Raw genomic sequence first — 14,969 nt, forward strand, 5'->3', positions numbered from 1 at the left:
AGGTCGCCGGCGATGCGGTTCATCAACCCCATGATCACAAATTCGGTGGTACCGATGGCGAAGCCGCCCAGCGCCAGGGCGAGCTCGGCAAGACGGGGGTGTGAGGCGACCGGCCGGGTGGCGGAAACGGACATGCGCGGGCTCCGGATGGGTGGAAAGCCGCGCATTGTCGCAAAGCGGGGTGAACAAACGAAGTCGGTTTTGTCTATCGGTGAAACAGCCCGCCGCGACCCGCGGCCACGGCGGGGCAGAGCTATTGCAGGGCGTCCGCCGGCACCAGCGGGATGTTCACCCGCGACGGCATCGCCGGGGTGCTGTACACGGTGAGCAGGCCGAGCAGCCCCTGCAGCAGGTCCGGCAGCGGGCTCAGGCCGTGGGGCAGGTCGCTGGCGCCGACGCTGACGCGCAGCCGGTGGCCGGCGGGGATCACGGCGCTGGTGGGGAACACCTCCACGTCGGCGCGGAACGGCTGCAGCGGCCCCACCGGTTGTTGCGATTCGGCGGTGAACGGGTGCCAGGGTTGTACCAGCTTGCCGTTCATAAAGCGCGAGCGGGTGGCGTCGAAATCACTCATCGAGGCCATCTGGATGCCGTTGCTCAGCTCCCGGGACAGGCCGTTGGGGTCCACCACGCTGACCCGCACCACTATGTTGCTGTCCAGCGCCGTGGTGGAGGCCCAGATCTGCCCGCCGATGGGGCCGTTGATGGCCATGTCCTCTTCCATGGGCTCACTGGTGTAGACCGCTTCCAGCAGCTCGGTGACGTTGTTCTGCGCCTGGCACGGCGGCGTGATCAGGCCCAGCACGCCGGCGGTCCACTGGCTGGCGCTGGCCGAGCACAGGCCGTTCACCGGGGTTTGCAGCAGCGAGGTGCGGCTGTCACCGGTGGGCGCCTCGCGGCGGATCTCGCCGAACAGCGGCAGGCCCGGTTTGCCGTGCAGATAGAACACCTCGGCGCGCGCTTGCGGGTGGGGCCAGTCCTCGGCGGTGATGTAGCGCTCCGCGCCAGTGTAGTACTGGGTCACCGGCGGGTAGTCGCCGGCGCCGGTGTCCATGCCTTTCAGGTACTGGTCGAACCAGGCCAGGCGGATGTTGGCCAGGGCGGGCACGCCGTCGGCGGGCAGGCCGGCGCCGGAGGAGCCGTCCAGATGTTCCCAGGGGCCGATCAGCAGCTTGCTGGTGGTGCCGTTGTTCTTGAGGCCTTCGTAGATCAGCGGTTCGCCGCGCTGGAAGATGTCGCGCAGGCCGCCGACCACGAAGGTGGGCGCGGTGATCTTGTCGATCTGCTCCAGCGGCGAGCGCTGGCGCCAGAAGTCGTTGTCGTACTTGTTGTCGTCGCCGATCAGGGCGCCGCCCACCACCGGCACCGGGAACTCGGTGAGGGTGCCGGTGAGATGATCCAGCAGGGTGTTCAGGTAGTAACCGGGCTCGTCGTTCTCCAGCCCCACCGGCGTGGGAATGATGCCCAGGCCGGTGACCAGCGCCACCCACAGCGGGATAAAGCCGGCGTTGATCTGGCCGCCGCTGAACACGATGTCCCGGTAGGCGTCGCCCATCGGCACGATGGCGAACACGGCGTCCACGCCGTCCGGGCGCTGGGCGCCGGCCAGCAGCCCGGTGATGCCCATGTAGGAGGCGCCGTTCATGCCGAGGGTGCCGTTGCTCCAGGGCTGGTCGTCGATGTAGTCGAGCAGCTCGCCGATGTCCTGGTGGTCCACCTCGCTGAACGCCTGCCAGGTGCCCTCGGAGGCGCCGGTGCCGCGCATGTCGACAATGATGTAGGCGTAGCCGCGCTTCACCAGATAGGGGTCGGCGGCGCCGATGGCGCCCAGGAACTGGTTGTAGCCGGTGAAGGTGGCCACCACCGGGAAGGGACCGTCGGCGGGCTCGCCGTTTTCGTCGGCGGGCAGCGTCACCGTGGCCGACAGCCGGATGCCGTCGCGCAGGGTGATCAACTGCTGGGGCAGGTCCACGGTGCCGGGGTATTCCTCGGGGCGCTCATAGGGCGCGTCCCAGGTCAGGTTCACCGGCTCGGGCTGCGGGTCCGGTTCGGGCTCCGGCGCCGGCGGTGTGGTCGGCGCCGGTGCCTCCGGGTCGCCGGCGTTCGCCGTTTGCGGGCCGGGTCCGGCGCTGTCGCTGCCGCCACCGCCGCAACCGGCGAGCGCGAAGAGGGTCAGGAAAAACAGAACGGGCAGTGGAAGGTGCTGCCCCGCGTGGCGAAGAAGAAGCATGCTGGTGTCCCCTGGCATTATTGGATTAATGGGGAAGCCGACCGGCCTGGGCTAGTCAGTTGTTTGTCTATGCAAGGTTACCCAGTGGCGGCGCCGGCCACTGTTGGCACGATGGTACGAATCGGTGACGAAGCTTGGGTTTATGTGGCGCTGTGTAACAGCGGGATCACTGGTATGCTGCTTCGCCACCCGTTTCCGCTTTGCCGACAGGAGAAATCCGATGACCGACGACCACGCTTCCGATCCCCGCCGCCGTTATTCCGCCCCGGTCGTGGACGGCGTGGGCAAGGCACCCAGCCGCTCCATGCTGCGCGCCACCGGTTTCACCGACGAGGATTTCACCAAGCCGCAGGTGGGCATCGCGTCCACCTGGAGCCGGGTGACGCCGTGCAACATGCACATCAACACCCTGGCGGACGAAGCCGGCCGGGGCGCCGACGCCGCCGGCGGCAAGAGCGTGATCTTCAACACCATCACCGTGTCCGACGGCATCGCCAACGGCACCGAGGGCATGAAGTACTCGCTGGTGTCCCGGGAAGTGATCGCCGATTCCATCGAGACCGTGGCCGGCTGTGAGGGCTTCGACGGCCTGGTGGCCATCGGCGGCTGTGACAAGAACATGCCCGGCTGCCTGATGGGGCTGGCGCGGCTCAACCGGCCGTCGGTGTTCGTCTACGGCGGCACCATCAAACCGGGCAAGAACCACACCGACCTGATCTCCGTGTTCGAGGCAGTGGGCGCCCACGCCAAGGGCGACAAGTCACTGATCGAGGTGAAACAGGTGGAGGAAGAGGCGATCCCCGGCGCCGGCTCCTGCGGCGGCATGTACACCGCCAACACCATGGCCAGCGCCATCGAGGCCCTGGGCATGAGCCTGCCGGGCAGCTCCGCCCAGAACGCCGAGGACAACGACAAGCTGGAAGACTGCCGCGCCGCCGGCGAGGCGGTGCTCAAGCTGCTCGATCGGGACATCAAACCCCGCGACATCCTCACCCGCGAGGCGTTCGAGAACGCCATCACCGTGGTGATCGCCCTGGGCGGCTCCACCAACGCGGTGCTGCACCTGATCGCCATGGCGCACACCGTGGACGTGGCGCTGTCCCTGGAGGACTTCACCCGCATCGGCAAGAGGGTGCCGGTGCTGGCGGACCTGCGCCCCAGCGGCCACTACATGATGAGCGAGCTGGTCGCCATCGGCGGCATCCAGCCGCTGATGAAAACCTTGCTCGACGCCGGCCTGCTGCACGGTGATTGCCTCACCGTCACCGGCAAGACCCTGGCGGAAAACCTGGAAAACGTGGCGCCCTACCCGGAAGAGCAGGACATCATCCACGCCCTGGACCAGCCGATCAAAAAGGACAGCCACCTGCGCATCCTCTACGGCAACCTGGCGCCCACCGGCGCGGTGGCCAAGATCACCGGCAAGGAAGGCACCTACTTCAAGGGCAACGCGCGGGTGTTTCACTCCGAGGAAGAAGCCACCGACCGCATCATGGACGGCACCGTCACCGCCGGCGACGTGCTGGTGATCCGCTATGAAGGGCCCAAGGGCGGACCGGGCATGCGCGAAATGCTCACCCCCACCTCGGCGATCATGGGCCGTGGCCTGGGCCAGGACGTGGCGCTGATCACCGACGGCCGTTTTTCCGGCGGCAGCCACGGTTTCGTGGTCGGCCACCTGACCCCGGAAGCCCAGGAGGGCGGCCCCATCGCCCTGGTGGAGACCGGCGACGAAATCATCATCGACGCCGAGGCCAACACCATCACCCTGAACGTGGAGGAGGCGGAACTGGAACGCCGCCGCGCCGCCTGGACCGCGCCGCCGCCGCGCTACACCCGGGGCGTGCTGGCCAAGTACGCGAAAACCGTCAGCTCCGCCTCCCTGGGGGCGATCACCGACGGCGACTGATCACGTCGCCGCCGGCGAGCCCGCGGGCGGGCTATTCCGGCTCGCGCCGGAAGCCCACGCTGAAACGGTTCCAGACGTTGATCATCGCGATCACGTAGGTCAGGTCGGTGCGCTCTTTCTCGGTGAAGTGGGTGGCGAGCCGGTCGTACTCGCGGCTGCCGTCCAGCCGGGTGCTGGCGGCGGAGCTGGGGGTGTCCCGGCGGCTGGTGGTGGAGGCCTACGAGCGGCTGGTGGCGGAAGGGTTTCTCGGTGGTGCTCCCGGCCGCGGCACCTTCGTGTTGCGGGTGCCGCCGCCACTGCCCCGGGAAGCCGAGAGGCCCGGTCCGGGCCCCGGTGCCCACTGGCGCCCGTTGCCGGACTGGGGCGGCCGGCGGGCGCCGGGCCGGCACAACTTTCCCGGCGGCGTCACCGACCGGGCGCTGCTGCCCTGGGCGGCCTGGCGCCGGGCCATGATGGCGGCCCTGCGCGAAGCGTCCCGGGACATCGGCCTGTACGGCGACCCGCGCGGCGAAGCGTCGTTGCGCCTGGCCATCGCCCGTTACCTGGGCTACAGCCGGGGGCTGGCCTGCGACGGGGAGTCCCTGTTGATCACCCAGGGCGCCCAGCAGGGCCTGGATTTGCTGGCCCGGGTGCGGGTGGCCCCCGGGGACACGGTGGCCGTGGAGGAGCCGGGCTACCCGCCGGCGCGGGCGGTGTTCGAGGCCCGTGGCGCCCGGGTGGTGCCGGTGCCGGTGGACGACCAGGGCCTGTGCGTGGAGCGCTTGCCGGAGGCCGCCAGTCTGGTCTACGTGACCCCGTCCCATCAGTTCCCGCTGGGCATGCCCATGAGCCTGGAGCGGCGCCTGGCGCTGCTGGCGTGCGCCCGCCGCCACGGCGCCCTGGTGGTGGAGGACGATTACGACGGTGAATTCCGCTTCGAGGGGCGCCCTCTGGACGCACTGAAAAGCCTGGACCGGGAGGGGCACGTGGCCTACCTGGGGTCGTTTTCCAAGGTGCTGCACGCGGACCTGCGGCTGGGCTACCTGGTGATGCCGCCGGGGCTGGCCACGGCGTTGTTGCAGGCCCGGACCTTCAGTGACGGCTACCCGCCCCTGGTCACCCAGCGGGCGCTGGCCAGGCTGATGATCGACGGTGATTTCGCCCGCCACCTGCGACGCATGCAGCGGCTCTACACGGCCCGGCGCACCCGGCTGGGCGACGCCCTGGCGGCGCATCCGGCGCTGTGGACACCACTGCCCCAGGTGGCGGGCATCCATGTGGCGTTGCGTCTGAGGTCGCCGGTGGCGGACCTGCCGGCGCGGCTGGCGGACGCCGACATCCGCGCCAACCCGCTGGCGTCGTTCTACGCTGGCGAGGCCTCCCTGGACGGGGTGCTGCTGGGGTTCGGTGTGATCGACGGCGAGGCCATCGACCGGGGCGTCGCCGCCCTGGCCGAGGCGATCACCCGCTGAGTGCGTTTGCCTATTGCTTGGAGGCCCAGATCGCCAGCTTGTGCTGCATGGACTGCTGTGACACCTGATCCTCCGGCAACGGCTGGATCAGGTTGTCGTGCACCAGCAGCCGGTAGATGTACTCCACTTTTTCGGCGGCGGAATCGGTGGGTTCGAACTCCACCACGCCGCGCTTCTCGCCGTACTCCATGCCCAGCGCGATGGCTTTCTTGACCAGTTCTTTCTCGTTCTTGAGTTTCTTCATGACGGTGGCTCCACACGCAGCAGCTTGCCGTCCGGGGCGTCGGTGAGCAGATAGAGGTGCCCGTCCGGGCCCTGGCGCACGTCGCGGATGCGCTCGCCGCGCTCTTTCAGATAGCGGGTTTCGCCGGTGGGCGTGGTGCCGTCGAACGCCACCCGGTTGAGGTGGGTGAGCTTCAAGGCGCCGGACAACACGTCGCCCTGCCAGTCGGGGTAGCGGTCGCTGGTGACGAAGACCATGCCCGAGGGCGCGATGGAGGGTACCCAGTAGTGCAAGGGCTCGGCGTAGCCTTCTTTCTTTTCCTGGCCGATGTCCGGGCCGTAGTACTCGTTGCCGTAGGTGATCACCGGCCAGCCGTAGTTGACGCCGGCCTCCACCACGTTGATTTCATCGCCGCCGCGCGGGCCGTGCTCGTTGAGCCAGGGCTCGCCGGTTTCCGGATGCAGCGCCAGCCCCTGGGGGTTGCGGTGGCCCCAGCTCCAGATCGCGGTCTTGGCGCCGTCCTGCCCCACCAGCGGGTTGTCGGCGGGCACGCTGCCGTCGTCGTTGACGCGGATCACGCTGCCGCCGTGGCCGCCGGTGTCCTGGGCGCGCTCGCGCTGGCCCCGGTCGCCCACGGTGATGAACAGATAGCCGTCGTTGTCGAACAGAATGCGGCCGCCGAAGTGCTTGGCGGTGTCGGTGCAGGCGTCGGCGATGAACACGTCCTGGAACTGCTTCAGCTCACCGTCGGCGTAGAGGCCATGGCCCACGGCGGTGGTGGCGCCGCCGTCGCAGGCCTTGGCGTAGCTGATATAGAGACGCCGGTTATCGGCGAAGTGGGGGTGCGGCACGACGTCGAACAGGCCGCCCTGGCCCTTGGCCACCACCTCGGGCACCCCGCTTACCGGGGCGTCGCGCAGCTCACCGTCAACCACACGGCGCAGGTCGCCGCTGCGCTCGCTGATCAGCCATTCGTCGGTGCCGGGCACGAAGGCCAGCGACCAGGGGTGGTTCAGACCTTCCACCAGGGTGGTGGCGTTGACGGAGGGGTCGTCGTCCGGCTCGATCGGGCTTTTGGCGTCCGCGCAGGCGGACACCAGCAGCGCGCCGACCAGCGGCAAATAACGGGACAATACGGAGGCGGGCGTGGGTCCAATCATGATCTCGGGTCTCACCGGCGAATGAATGACACCAGTGAGCATGCCATGACGACATCGGACCGTGAAGGAAGGCGCCCGCCGTCCGCGTGCTTATTTGCCGCCGCGGGCGTACTTGAGGAACTTCTCCATGGCCAGATCCCGTTCGGCGGCCACGCTTTTGGCGCTGTCGCGCTCGTTGAGGCGCGCCAGGAGCTCGGCGCTGCCCGGCGCCTCCGCCAGCAGATCGATGCCGAACAGCTTGCCGGCCACCGCTTTGGCCAGGTCCGCGCTGTACAGGAAGAACACGTCCGCGGCGGTCAGCCGGTCGCCGGCCAGGAACGGCTGCCAGCGCGCCTTGCGGGCCAGGGCACGGATGCCTTTGAGCAGGGCCTCGCGGGTCTGTTCCTTGGTTTCGTCACTCACTTGGCCACCGAAGAAGACCTCCGGATAGCAGCGCCGGGCGGGCAGTTCCAGGTACAACTCGATGTGTTTGACGAGCTGCTTCACCTGGGCCTTCTCCAGCGGGTCGGCCGGGTACAGCGCCGGGCCTTCGGTGGTCTCGTCCAGATATTCCAGAATCACGTTGGTTTCCGACAGGAAGACGCCGCCGGTTTCCAGCACCGGCACCTTGCCCATGGGGCTGACGCTGAGTACCGCGTCCTCCTGGCTGGGGTACAGCGTGGCCTGCTCAAACTCGAGGCCTTTGTCGCGCAGCGCGAATTTGACCATGTTCACGTAGTTGCTGGCGTCGAAGCCGTGCAATGTCAGCATTATTGTTCTCCCGAAGAACGATTCATTGGTAAGCCGGTGTTCAGAGCGCGGTGAGGCCGCCGTCCACCGCCAGCTGGTGGCCGGTGACGAACGACGAGGCGCCGGACAGCAGCCAGATCACCGCCTCCGCCACTTCGTCCGCTTCGCCGACCCGGCCCAGCGGGTGCATGGCGCGGTGGAACTGGCGCTGTTTTTCTTCACTGGCGTAGCCGGCCTTCGCCGCCTGCTCAATGGCCCGTTCCATCATCGCGGTACGGATGATGCCCGGGCAGACGGTGTTCACGCGGATACCCTGCAGGGCGTACTCGGCGGCGACACTCTTGGTCATGCCGATCACCGCGTGCTTGCTGCCGGCGTAGGCGGCGCGGCGGGGCGCGCCCACCAGGCCCGCCACCGAGGCGGTGTTGACGATGCTGCCGGTCTTGCGCGGCGCCATCACGGCGGTCTGGTGCTTCATGCACAGCCACACGCCTTTGACGTTGATGGCCATGACCCGGTCGAACAGCGCTTCGTCGACGTCGGCGACCTTGTCGTTCTCTTCTTCGATGCCGGCGTTGTTGAAGGCGCCGTCGAGCTGCCCGAAGGCGTCCACGGTGGCGGCCACCAGCGCCGCCACCTGATCGTCGCGGCTCACGTCGGCGGCCTGGGCGCGGGCCTCGCCGCCGGCCCGGCGGATCGCCTCGGCGGTCGCCTCGGCGGCGTCCGCGTCGATGTCGGACACCATCAGACGGGCGCCGTCGCGGCCCAGTTTTTCCGCCGTGGCGCGGCCGATACCGCCACCCGCGCCGGTGATCAGCACCACTTTATCTTTTAAGGAATGATCGCCCATGTCCCCTCCCGAGATTAAAAAAATAATAGGGGAGCATACCCCACCCGGCGGTGGGCGCCGAGCCTGCCGTGCCCGGCCGGTTAACGGCCGGCGGGGTCCTCGAGCATCTGACGGTGCACCCGGACCGCCGTGCGGCTGGGGCGGATGGTGATGCCCCGCGCCTCGGTGTGGGCCCGGGTGATGGCGGCGCCGAACAGCAGAATCAGCGAGGAGTAGTAGACCCACAGCAGCAGCAACACCAGTGAGCCGGCGGCGCCGTAGGTGGACGCGGTGGCGGTGTGGGACAGATAAAAAGCGATCAGGAAGCGCCCGAGAATAAACAAAAGGGCGGTGACCAGGGCGCCGGAGAGCACGTCTTTCCAGCGCAGTACCGCGTCCGGCAGTACCTTGAAAATGGTGGCGAACAGCAGCGTCACCACCACCACCGAGACCAGGGTTTCCAGGCTTACCACCAGGCCCGCCGGGATCGGCAGCCAGTCCCGGGCGAACACCATGATCGCCTGCAGCACCACGCTCAGGAACAGCGACACCATCAGTACGAAACCGATGGACAGCACCACGGTGAGCGACATCAGGCGGCTTTTCAGCAGCGCCAGGATGGTGTTGCGCGAGGGGCGCGGCGCGATGTCCCAGACGTTATTGAGGGAGCGCTGCATCTGCGCGAACACGGTGGTGGCGCCGACCACCATGGCGCCCAGGCCGATCAGCGTGGGCAGGATGCCGCCCTGGTCGATCTGGTTGGCGGCCACGGCGGTGCGTACCGTCTCGGCGGCGTCGGGGCCGATGGTTTCCTGCAGCTGGGTCATGATCCGCGCCATGGCGGCGTCGGTGCTCATCACCAGGCCGATCACCTGCACCGCCAGGATCACCACCGGGGCGATCGAGAACAGGGTGAAAAACGCCAGCGCGCCGGCGTAGCTGACCGCGTTGGCTTCCAGCCAGAAGCCCACCGCGTTCCTGGCCACGCGGTACACATATTCGGCCGCCTGAATGAGGGGGTTAGGCAGGTTCATGGGCTCCAGTGTAGCGGTTGGGGGCGCCCCGGCCTATCGCCGCGAGGAGCTCGGTTGTTGACGTATTCCGCGCCGAGGCGGAATCTGCAAGGGCAGGTCACCGGCATCAAGGAGGAAGGCCATGACACGGAAACGCTTTCGCGCGCGGGCGCTGGTCGCGGCGCTGGCGATCTTGCCCCTGTGCGCGCCCTGGGCGGCGGTGCGCGCGGCGCCGCTGGACCCCGGCGGGGATTACGCGCTGGGGGACTGGGCCGGCACGCGCACGGACCTTGCCCGTCAGGGGGTGCGGTTTGATCTCGGCTACGTCGGCGAGATGGCCCACAACCTGAGCGGCGGGTTCCGCGAGGATGGCCGCCTCGCCTACGCGGACCAGTTCCATGCCTCGCTATCCTTGGACCTGGAACGTCTTGCCGGCGTGAACGACGCCGACTTCAAGGTCACCCTGACCAACCGCAACGGTGAGAACCTGACTGGCGAACGGCTGGTGGACCCCGCCACCGGCGGCGTGTCGTCGGTGCAGGAGGTGTTCGGTCGCGGCAACGTGACGCGGCTCACCCAGCTCTGGTTTCAGCAGGGGCTGTTCGGCGGGGCGCTGGAGTACAAGCTCGGCCGCATTCCGCTCAGCGACGACTTCGCCACCCTGGAGAGCCGCTTCCAGAATTTGTATCTGGGCAGCGGCCAGCCGGGCAACCAGGCCGGCGCGGTCTGGTACAACTGGCCGGTGTCGCAGTGGGGCGGCCGGGTGAAAGTGCAGGACGGCGCCCGGCGCTATCTGCAGCTTGGCGTGTTCGATCAGAACCCGGAAAACCTGGATCCGGATCAGGCTCTGGATCTGTATCGTCACGGCAGCGAAGGGGTGATCACGCCGGTGGAGGTGGGCTGGGTCCCGGACAAGGGCCCCGGCGGCCTGCCCGGCAAGTACAAGCTCGGCGCCTACTACAGCAGCGCCGAAGTCACCGACTATGAGGACGGCGGCACCCGCGAACGTCGCTACGGCGGCTACTTCGTGGTGCAACAACAGGTGAGCGCGCCGCACGGCGACAGGCGCGGCCTGACCCTGTTCAGCCAGGGCAGCTGGCACGACCCGGACACCGCCTATGTGGCGCGCTACCTGTCCGCCGGCGCGAGCTGGCGCGGACCGTGGCAAGGGCGCCCCCGGGATGAGCTGGGTGTGGGTCTGGCCTACGCGGAAATCGGCGACGCCTACGTGGACTCGGCTACGGCGGGCAATCCGCTGGTGGCCGGCCCCGGTGCCGCCGGCTATGTGCCGCCGCAAAGCGATGAATGGAACGCCGAGCTCTATTACGGCATCCACATGACGCCCTGGCTGACCCTGCGGCCCAACCTGCAGTACCTGGTCCACCCGGGCGCCAACGACGCGGTCGATGACGCCTGGGTGGTCGGCACCACGGTGGCGCTGACGCTTTAGTCGTCCTTCAGACCGTAGGCGATGATGGCGTCACCGGCCTTGGTGCCCAGGGAACCGTGGCCGCCGGCCACCACCAGCAGGCGCTGGCGGCCCTGGGAGTCCAGGTAGGTCATCGGCGTGGCCTGGCCCCCGGCGGGCAGGCGGTCTTCCCACAACTGCTCGCCGGTGGTGACGTCGTAGGCGCGCACGTAGTAGTCGATGGTGCCGCTCATGAACGCCACGCCGCCGGCGGTGACGATCGGGCCGCCCAGATCCGGCACGCCCATCTTGAACGGCAGCGGCAGTGGCGACTGGTCGCGCACGGTGCCGTTGCGGTGCTTCCACACCACCTCGCCGCTGCGCAGATCGAGGCCGGCCACATAGCCCCACGGCGGCTGCTGGCAGGGCAGCCCCAGCGGCGACAGGAACGGCTTCAGGGAGACCGCGTAGGGGGCGCCGTAGTTTTCGTTCAGCCCCGGTTTGCCGTCGGACACATAGTTGCTGGTGTCGTCCTGGCGCGGGATCAGCGTGGAAACGAACGCCAGATAGGCCGGCGTGGTGAACGCCACCTGGCGCTCCGGGTCCACCGCCAGCGCGCCCCAGTTGAACACGCCGAAATTGCCCGGGTAGATCAGGCTGCCTTGTTCCGACGGCGGCGTGTAGCGGCCCTGGTAGTTCAGCCGCTGGAACTGGATACGGCAGATCAGCTGATCGAACAGGGTGGCGCCCCACATGTCGCGGCCTTCCAGCGGCGGCGGGTTGAGGCTCAGCGAGGAGCTCGGCTGGGTGTCGGCCACCGGCTGGTAGCCGAGGCTCTCCGGTGCCTTGTCTTCGCTCACCGGCAGCACCGGCTCGCCGTTACGACGGTCGAGCACATAGATGTCGCCCTGCTTGGTGGGCGCCACCAGCACCGGCACGGAGCCGTCGTCGGTATCCAGGTTCATCAGACTCGGCTGAGCCGGCACGTCCATGTCCCAGAGGTCGTTGTGCACGGTCTGGAACACCCAGCGCAGCTCGCCGGTGTCGATGTCGAGGGCGACGATCGACGACGAGAACGGCGCCGACTCGGTGGTGCGGTCCTTGCCCCACTGGTCGGGCACCTGGTTGCCCATGGGCAGGTAGATCAGGCCGAGCGCTTCGTCGACGCTGGACACCGACCAGGAGTTGGGCGTGCTGGCGCTGTACGTTTCGCCGGCGGCGATCGGATCGGTCTGCTCCGGATTGCCCGGGTCCCAGTTCCACACCAGTTCGCCGGTGTCGACGTCGTAGGCGCGGATCACCCCGGACGGCTCGCGGGTGGAGACGTTGTCGTTCACCGCGCCGCCGATGATGACGTAGTCCTCGGTGACCACCGGCGGTGAGGTGGAGTAGTAGAAGCCCGCCTGCTGGTGCGGCATGTTGGCCCACAGATTCACCGAGCCGTTGTCGCCGAAGCCGGCGCAACGCTCCCCGGTTTCCGGGTCGAGGGCAATCAGGCGGGCGTCGCCGGTGGGCAGAAACAGGCGGCGCTGACAGGTCGGGTCGGCGCTGCTGTCCCGTTCGCCGGAGGCGGCCACCGCGCTGTCCTCGCCGGGGGCGGGGGGTTCCGCCTGCTGGTGGCCGTCGAAATAGGAGAGGCCGCGGCAGGTCTGGTGCTGGCGGCTGATGTCCTTGTCGATTTGGGGATCGAATTTCCAGATCTCTTCGCCGCTGTCCGCGTCCAGGGCGATCACCCAGTGGTGCGGCGTGCACAGGTAGAGGGTGTTGTCGATCTTGAGCGGGGTCACCTCGTAGGTGGTTTCCACCGGGTCGCCCTCACCGCGCAGATCCCCGGTGTGGTAGGTCCAGATCGGCTCGAGCCGGTCGGCGTTGTCCGGGGTGATCTGATCCAGGGGCGAGTAACGCTGGCCGAAACCGGTGCGCCCATAGGCGTGCCAGTCGCCGTCGGGGATGTTGCTTTGCGAGCTCTGCGGCGGCTGCGGGGCGCGGGCGGTGGGCAGTTCACCGCGCACGCCGTTGGGGTCCGGGCCGAGCACCGCCGTGAGCGCCAGGGCCCCGGCGGCGACCACCATCACCGCCACCGGCCCGGCGGCCAGCCCCCAGGGCTGACGGCCGCTGGCGTTCAGGCCGCGTGTCACCCAGGGTGTCATCAGCCACAGGCCGATGGCCACGATCACCACGCCACGGGGCATCAGGGCCCACCAGTCCAGGCCCACTTCCCACACCGACCACAGGCCGGTGCCGAGAATCAGCAACGCGTAAATCCAGAGGGCGCCGGGCCGGCGCAGCACCATCAGCGCCCCGGTGAGCAAAAAGCCCAGCCCGGCCAGCAGGTAGTACCAACTGCCGCCGAGCACCGCCAGCCAGCCGCCGCCGCCGGTCAGCGCCAGGCCGATCAAAACCAGAATCCATCCTGTGAACACCGCCATGGTCTTCTCCCTGTTGTGGCTTAGGTGCGAATCAATGCAATTTCATGCGTGGCCGGACCAGCTTGCTGAAGCGGCCCGCCGTCAGCAGCATGAGGGTGCGCGGCCAGCCGTACAACGCCGCCTGATGCATGCGGTACAGGCCCACGTACATCAGCCGGGCCAGCCAGCCTTCGACGAAGAAGTTGCCGCCTTTCAGGTTGCCCATCAGCATGCCCACGGAGCTGTAGTTGGACAGCGACACCAGCGAGCCGTGGTCGCGGTAGCGGAACGGCTTGGGGTCGCGGTTCATGATCAGGCGCTGCAGGTTCTTGGCGGTGTGGCTGGCCATCTGCTGGGCGGCCTGGGCGCGCGGCGGGATCGGCTTGTCGTCGCCGTCCGGCTTGAGAAAGGCGCAGTCGCCGACCACGAACACCCGGTCGTTGCCCTTCGCCTGCAGGGTCGGCGACACCTCGATCTGGTTGATCTTGTTGAGCGCGAAGCCTTCCAGTTTGCCGACGAAATCCGGGGCCTTGACGCCGGCGGCCCACACCATGAGGTCGGCGCTGATGGTTTCGTCGTCCTTGGTGATCAGCGCGCCCTCGGTGGCGCGCGCCACCATCACGCCGGTGCGCACCGACACGCCGAGGCCTTCCAGGCGCTCCTGGGCGGCGGCGGACACCCGCTCGGACAGGCCCGGCAGAATGCGCGGCAGCGCTTCCACCACCGTCACCTTGAGCTGCTTGCGGTCCAGGTGTTCGTGGCCGTACAGCTTGAGCATCGCCACCGCGTGGTGGATTTCCGCCGCCAGTTCGACGCCGGTGGCGCCGCCGCCGACGATCGCCACGGACACCGGCTCGTCGCGGTAGTTGGCGTGCAGGCAGGTGTTCATGAAGCGCTCGCGGAAGCGTTCCGCCTGGGCGCGGGTGTCCATGAACAGACAGTGGTCGCGCACCCCGGGGGTGCCGAAGTCGTTGCTCTGGCTGCCCACGGCGACCACCAGGTAGTCGTAGTAGAGGTTGCGCTCGGGCAGCACTTCCTCGCCCTGGGCATCGGTGATCGGCGCCAGGGTGATGGCGCGCTTGTCCTTGTCCACCCAGGTCATGCTGCCGGGTTCAAAGCGGTAGTGGTTCAGGCGGGCGTGGGCGCGGTAGTCCACCGCGTCCAGGTCCGCGTCAATGGCGCCGGTGGCGACTTCGTGGAAGCGCGGCTTCCAGACGTGCACGCTGCTGGCGTCCACCAGGGTGATATCGGCGTGCCCGAACTTGCCCAGTTTGCGTCCCAGCTGGGTGACCAGGGGCAGGCCGCCGGCGCCACCGCCGACCACCACGATCTTTGGTTTGCTCATTCAGGGGCTCCTTGCGTTAAGGCGGCCAGTCTAACGCCGCGCGGGCATGGCGTGAAATCGGGTTGTGGAGCGGGCCGCAACAAAAAAGCCCGCCGTCCGGCGGGCTTTTTTTAGCGGCACAGGCGCCGCTCAGGCCCTCGGGCCGGCGGCGCGGATCTCTTCCGCCACGTCGGCGTACTTGTCGGCGAAGTTGTTCTGGAACTGCTCGGCCAGGTCGCGGGCGCGGGCCTCGTAGTTCTCCGGCTCGGCCCAGGTGTTCTTGGG

At 68.3% G+C, this 14,969-nt stretch carries 11 protein-coding genes and 1 pseudogene; 3 read left to right on the plus strand and 9 right to left on the minus strand.

Translation table 11 applies throughout. The features are described from left to right. Together ACEQZD_RS08115 and ACEQZD_RS08120 are read right to left on the minus strand one after the other, a co-directional pair. Nucleotides 1-134: pseudogene (locus tag ACEQZD_RS08115) on the minus strand (MFS transporter); the annotation flags it as partial. A 119-nt stretch (nucleotides 135-253) separates the two neighbouring features. After that, nucleotides 254-2,230, minus strand: coding sequence for a CocE/NonD family hydrolase (locus ACEQZD_RS08120; protein ID WP_370184869.1), 1,977 nt, complete (start codon nucleotides 2,228-2,230; stop codon nucleotides 254-256). A gap of 220 nt (nucleotides 2,231-2,450) precedes the next feature. Here ACEQZD_RS08120 and ilvD point away from each other — a divergent pair, with 220 nt between their 5' ends. Together ilvD and ACEQZD_RS08130 are read left to right on the plus strand one after the other, a co-directional pair. Further along, nucleotides 2,451-4,139: a dihydroxy-acid dehydratase gene (gene ilvD / locus ACEQZD_RS08125; protein WP_142947487.1), complete on the plus strand. Its 1,689-nt coding sequence runs from the start codon at nucleotides 2,451-2,453 to the stop codon at nucleotides 4,137-4,139. Nucleotides 4,140-4,270: 131 nt separating this feature from the next. Beyond that, entirely contained in the window at nucleotides 4,271-5,590 is a 1,320-nt protein-coding gene (locus tag ACEQZD_RS08130) for a PLP-dependent aminotransferase family protein (protein WP_370184871.1), read from the plus strand. Between the two features lie 10 nt (nucleotides 5,591-5,600). Here ACEQZD_RS08130 and ACEQZD_RS08135 read toward each other — a convergent pair whose 3' ends face one another. The 5 genes from ACEQZD_RS08135 to ACEQZD_RS08155 form a co-directional block, all read right to left on the minus strand. Next, entirely contained in the window at nucleotides 5,601-5,834 is a 234-nt protein-coding gene (locus tag ACEQZD_RS08135; protein WP_142947484.1) for a DUF5062 family protein, read from the minus strand. Further along, nucleotides 5,831-6,973: a PQQ-dependent sugar dehydrogenase gene (locus tag ACEQZD_RS08140; RefSeq protein WP_370184873.1), complete on the minus strand. Its 1,143-nt coding sequence runs from the start codon at nucleotides 6,971-6,973 to the stop codon at nucleotides 5,831-5,833. The genes ACEQZD_RS08135 and ACEQZD_RS08140 overlap by 4 nt, the downstream gene beginning before the upstream one ends. A 90-nt stretch (nucleotides 6,974-7,063) precedes the next feature. After that, a complete protein-coding gene (locus ACEQZD_RS08145; protein WP_370184875.1) occupies nucleotides 7,064-7,723 on the minus strand; it encodes a glutathione S-transferase family protein in 660 nt (219 codons plus the stop codon). 40 nt (nucleotides 7,724-7,763) lie between these two features. After that, nucleotides 7,764-8,552 carry a glucose 1-dehydrogenase gene (locus ACEQZD_RS08150; RefSeq protein WP_370184877.1) on the minus strand — a complete coding sequence of 263 codons (789 nt, stop codon included), beginning with the start codon at nucleotides 8,550-8,552 and terminating at the stop codon, nucleotides 7,764-7,766. Nucleotides 8,553-8,632: 80 nt separating this feature from the next. Then, nucleotides 8,633-9,565 carry a YihY/virulence factor BrkB family protein gene (locus ACEQZD_RS08155; RefSeq protein WP_142947480.1) on the minus strand — a complete coding sequence of 311 codons (933 nt, stop codon included), beginning with the start codon at nucleotides 9,563-9,565 and terminating at the stop codon, nucleotides 8,633-8,635. Between the two features lie 121 nt (nucleotides 9,566-9,686). Here ACEQZD_RS08155 and ACEQZD_RS08160 point away from each other — a divergent pair, with 121 nt between their 5' ends. Further along, the gene (locus tag ACEQZD_RS08160; protein ID WP_370184879.1) at nucleotides 9,687-10,994 is read left to right on the plus strand and encodes a carbohydrate porin; all 1,308 of its coding nucleotides are present in this window, start codon (nucleotides 9,687-9,689) and stop codon (nucleotides 10,992-10,994) included. Here the strand turns inward: ACEQZD_RS08160 and ACEQZD_RS08165 are convergent. Together ACEQZD_RS08165 and ACEQZD_RS08170 are read right to left on the minus strand one after the other, a co-directional pair. Further along, complete coding sequence (locus ACEQZD_RS08165; protein WP_370184881.1) at nucleotides 10,991-13,381, minus strand: glucose/quinate/shikimate family membrane-bound PQQ-dependent dehydrogenase; 2,391 nt, start codon at nucleotides 13,379-13,381, stop codon at nucleotides 10,991-10,993. The genes ACEQZD_RS08160 and ACEQZD_RS08165 overlap by 4 nt on opposite strands. Before the next feature lie 31 nt (nucleotides 13,382-13,412). Next, on the minus strand, nucleotides 13,413-14,705 hold the full coding sequence (locus tag ACEQZD_RS08170) for an NAD(P)/FAD-dependent oxidoreductase (RefSeq protein WP_335628095.1): 1,293 nt from the start codon (nucleotides 14,703-14,705) through the stop codon (nucleotides 13,413-13,415). Nucleotides 14,706-14,969: the final 264 nt, after the last annotated feature.

The organism is Alloalcanivorax sp. (assembly GCF_964221125.1).
GTDB classification, from domain to species: Bacteria; Pseudomonadota; Gammaproteobacteria; order Pseudomonadales; family Alcanivoracaceae; genus Alloalcanivorax; species Alloalcanivorax venustensis.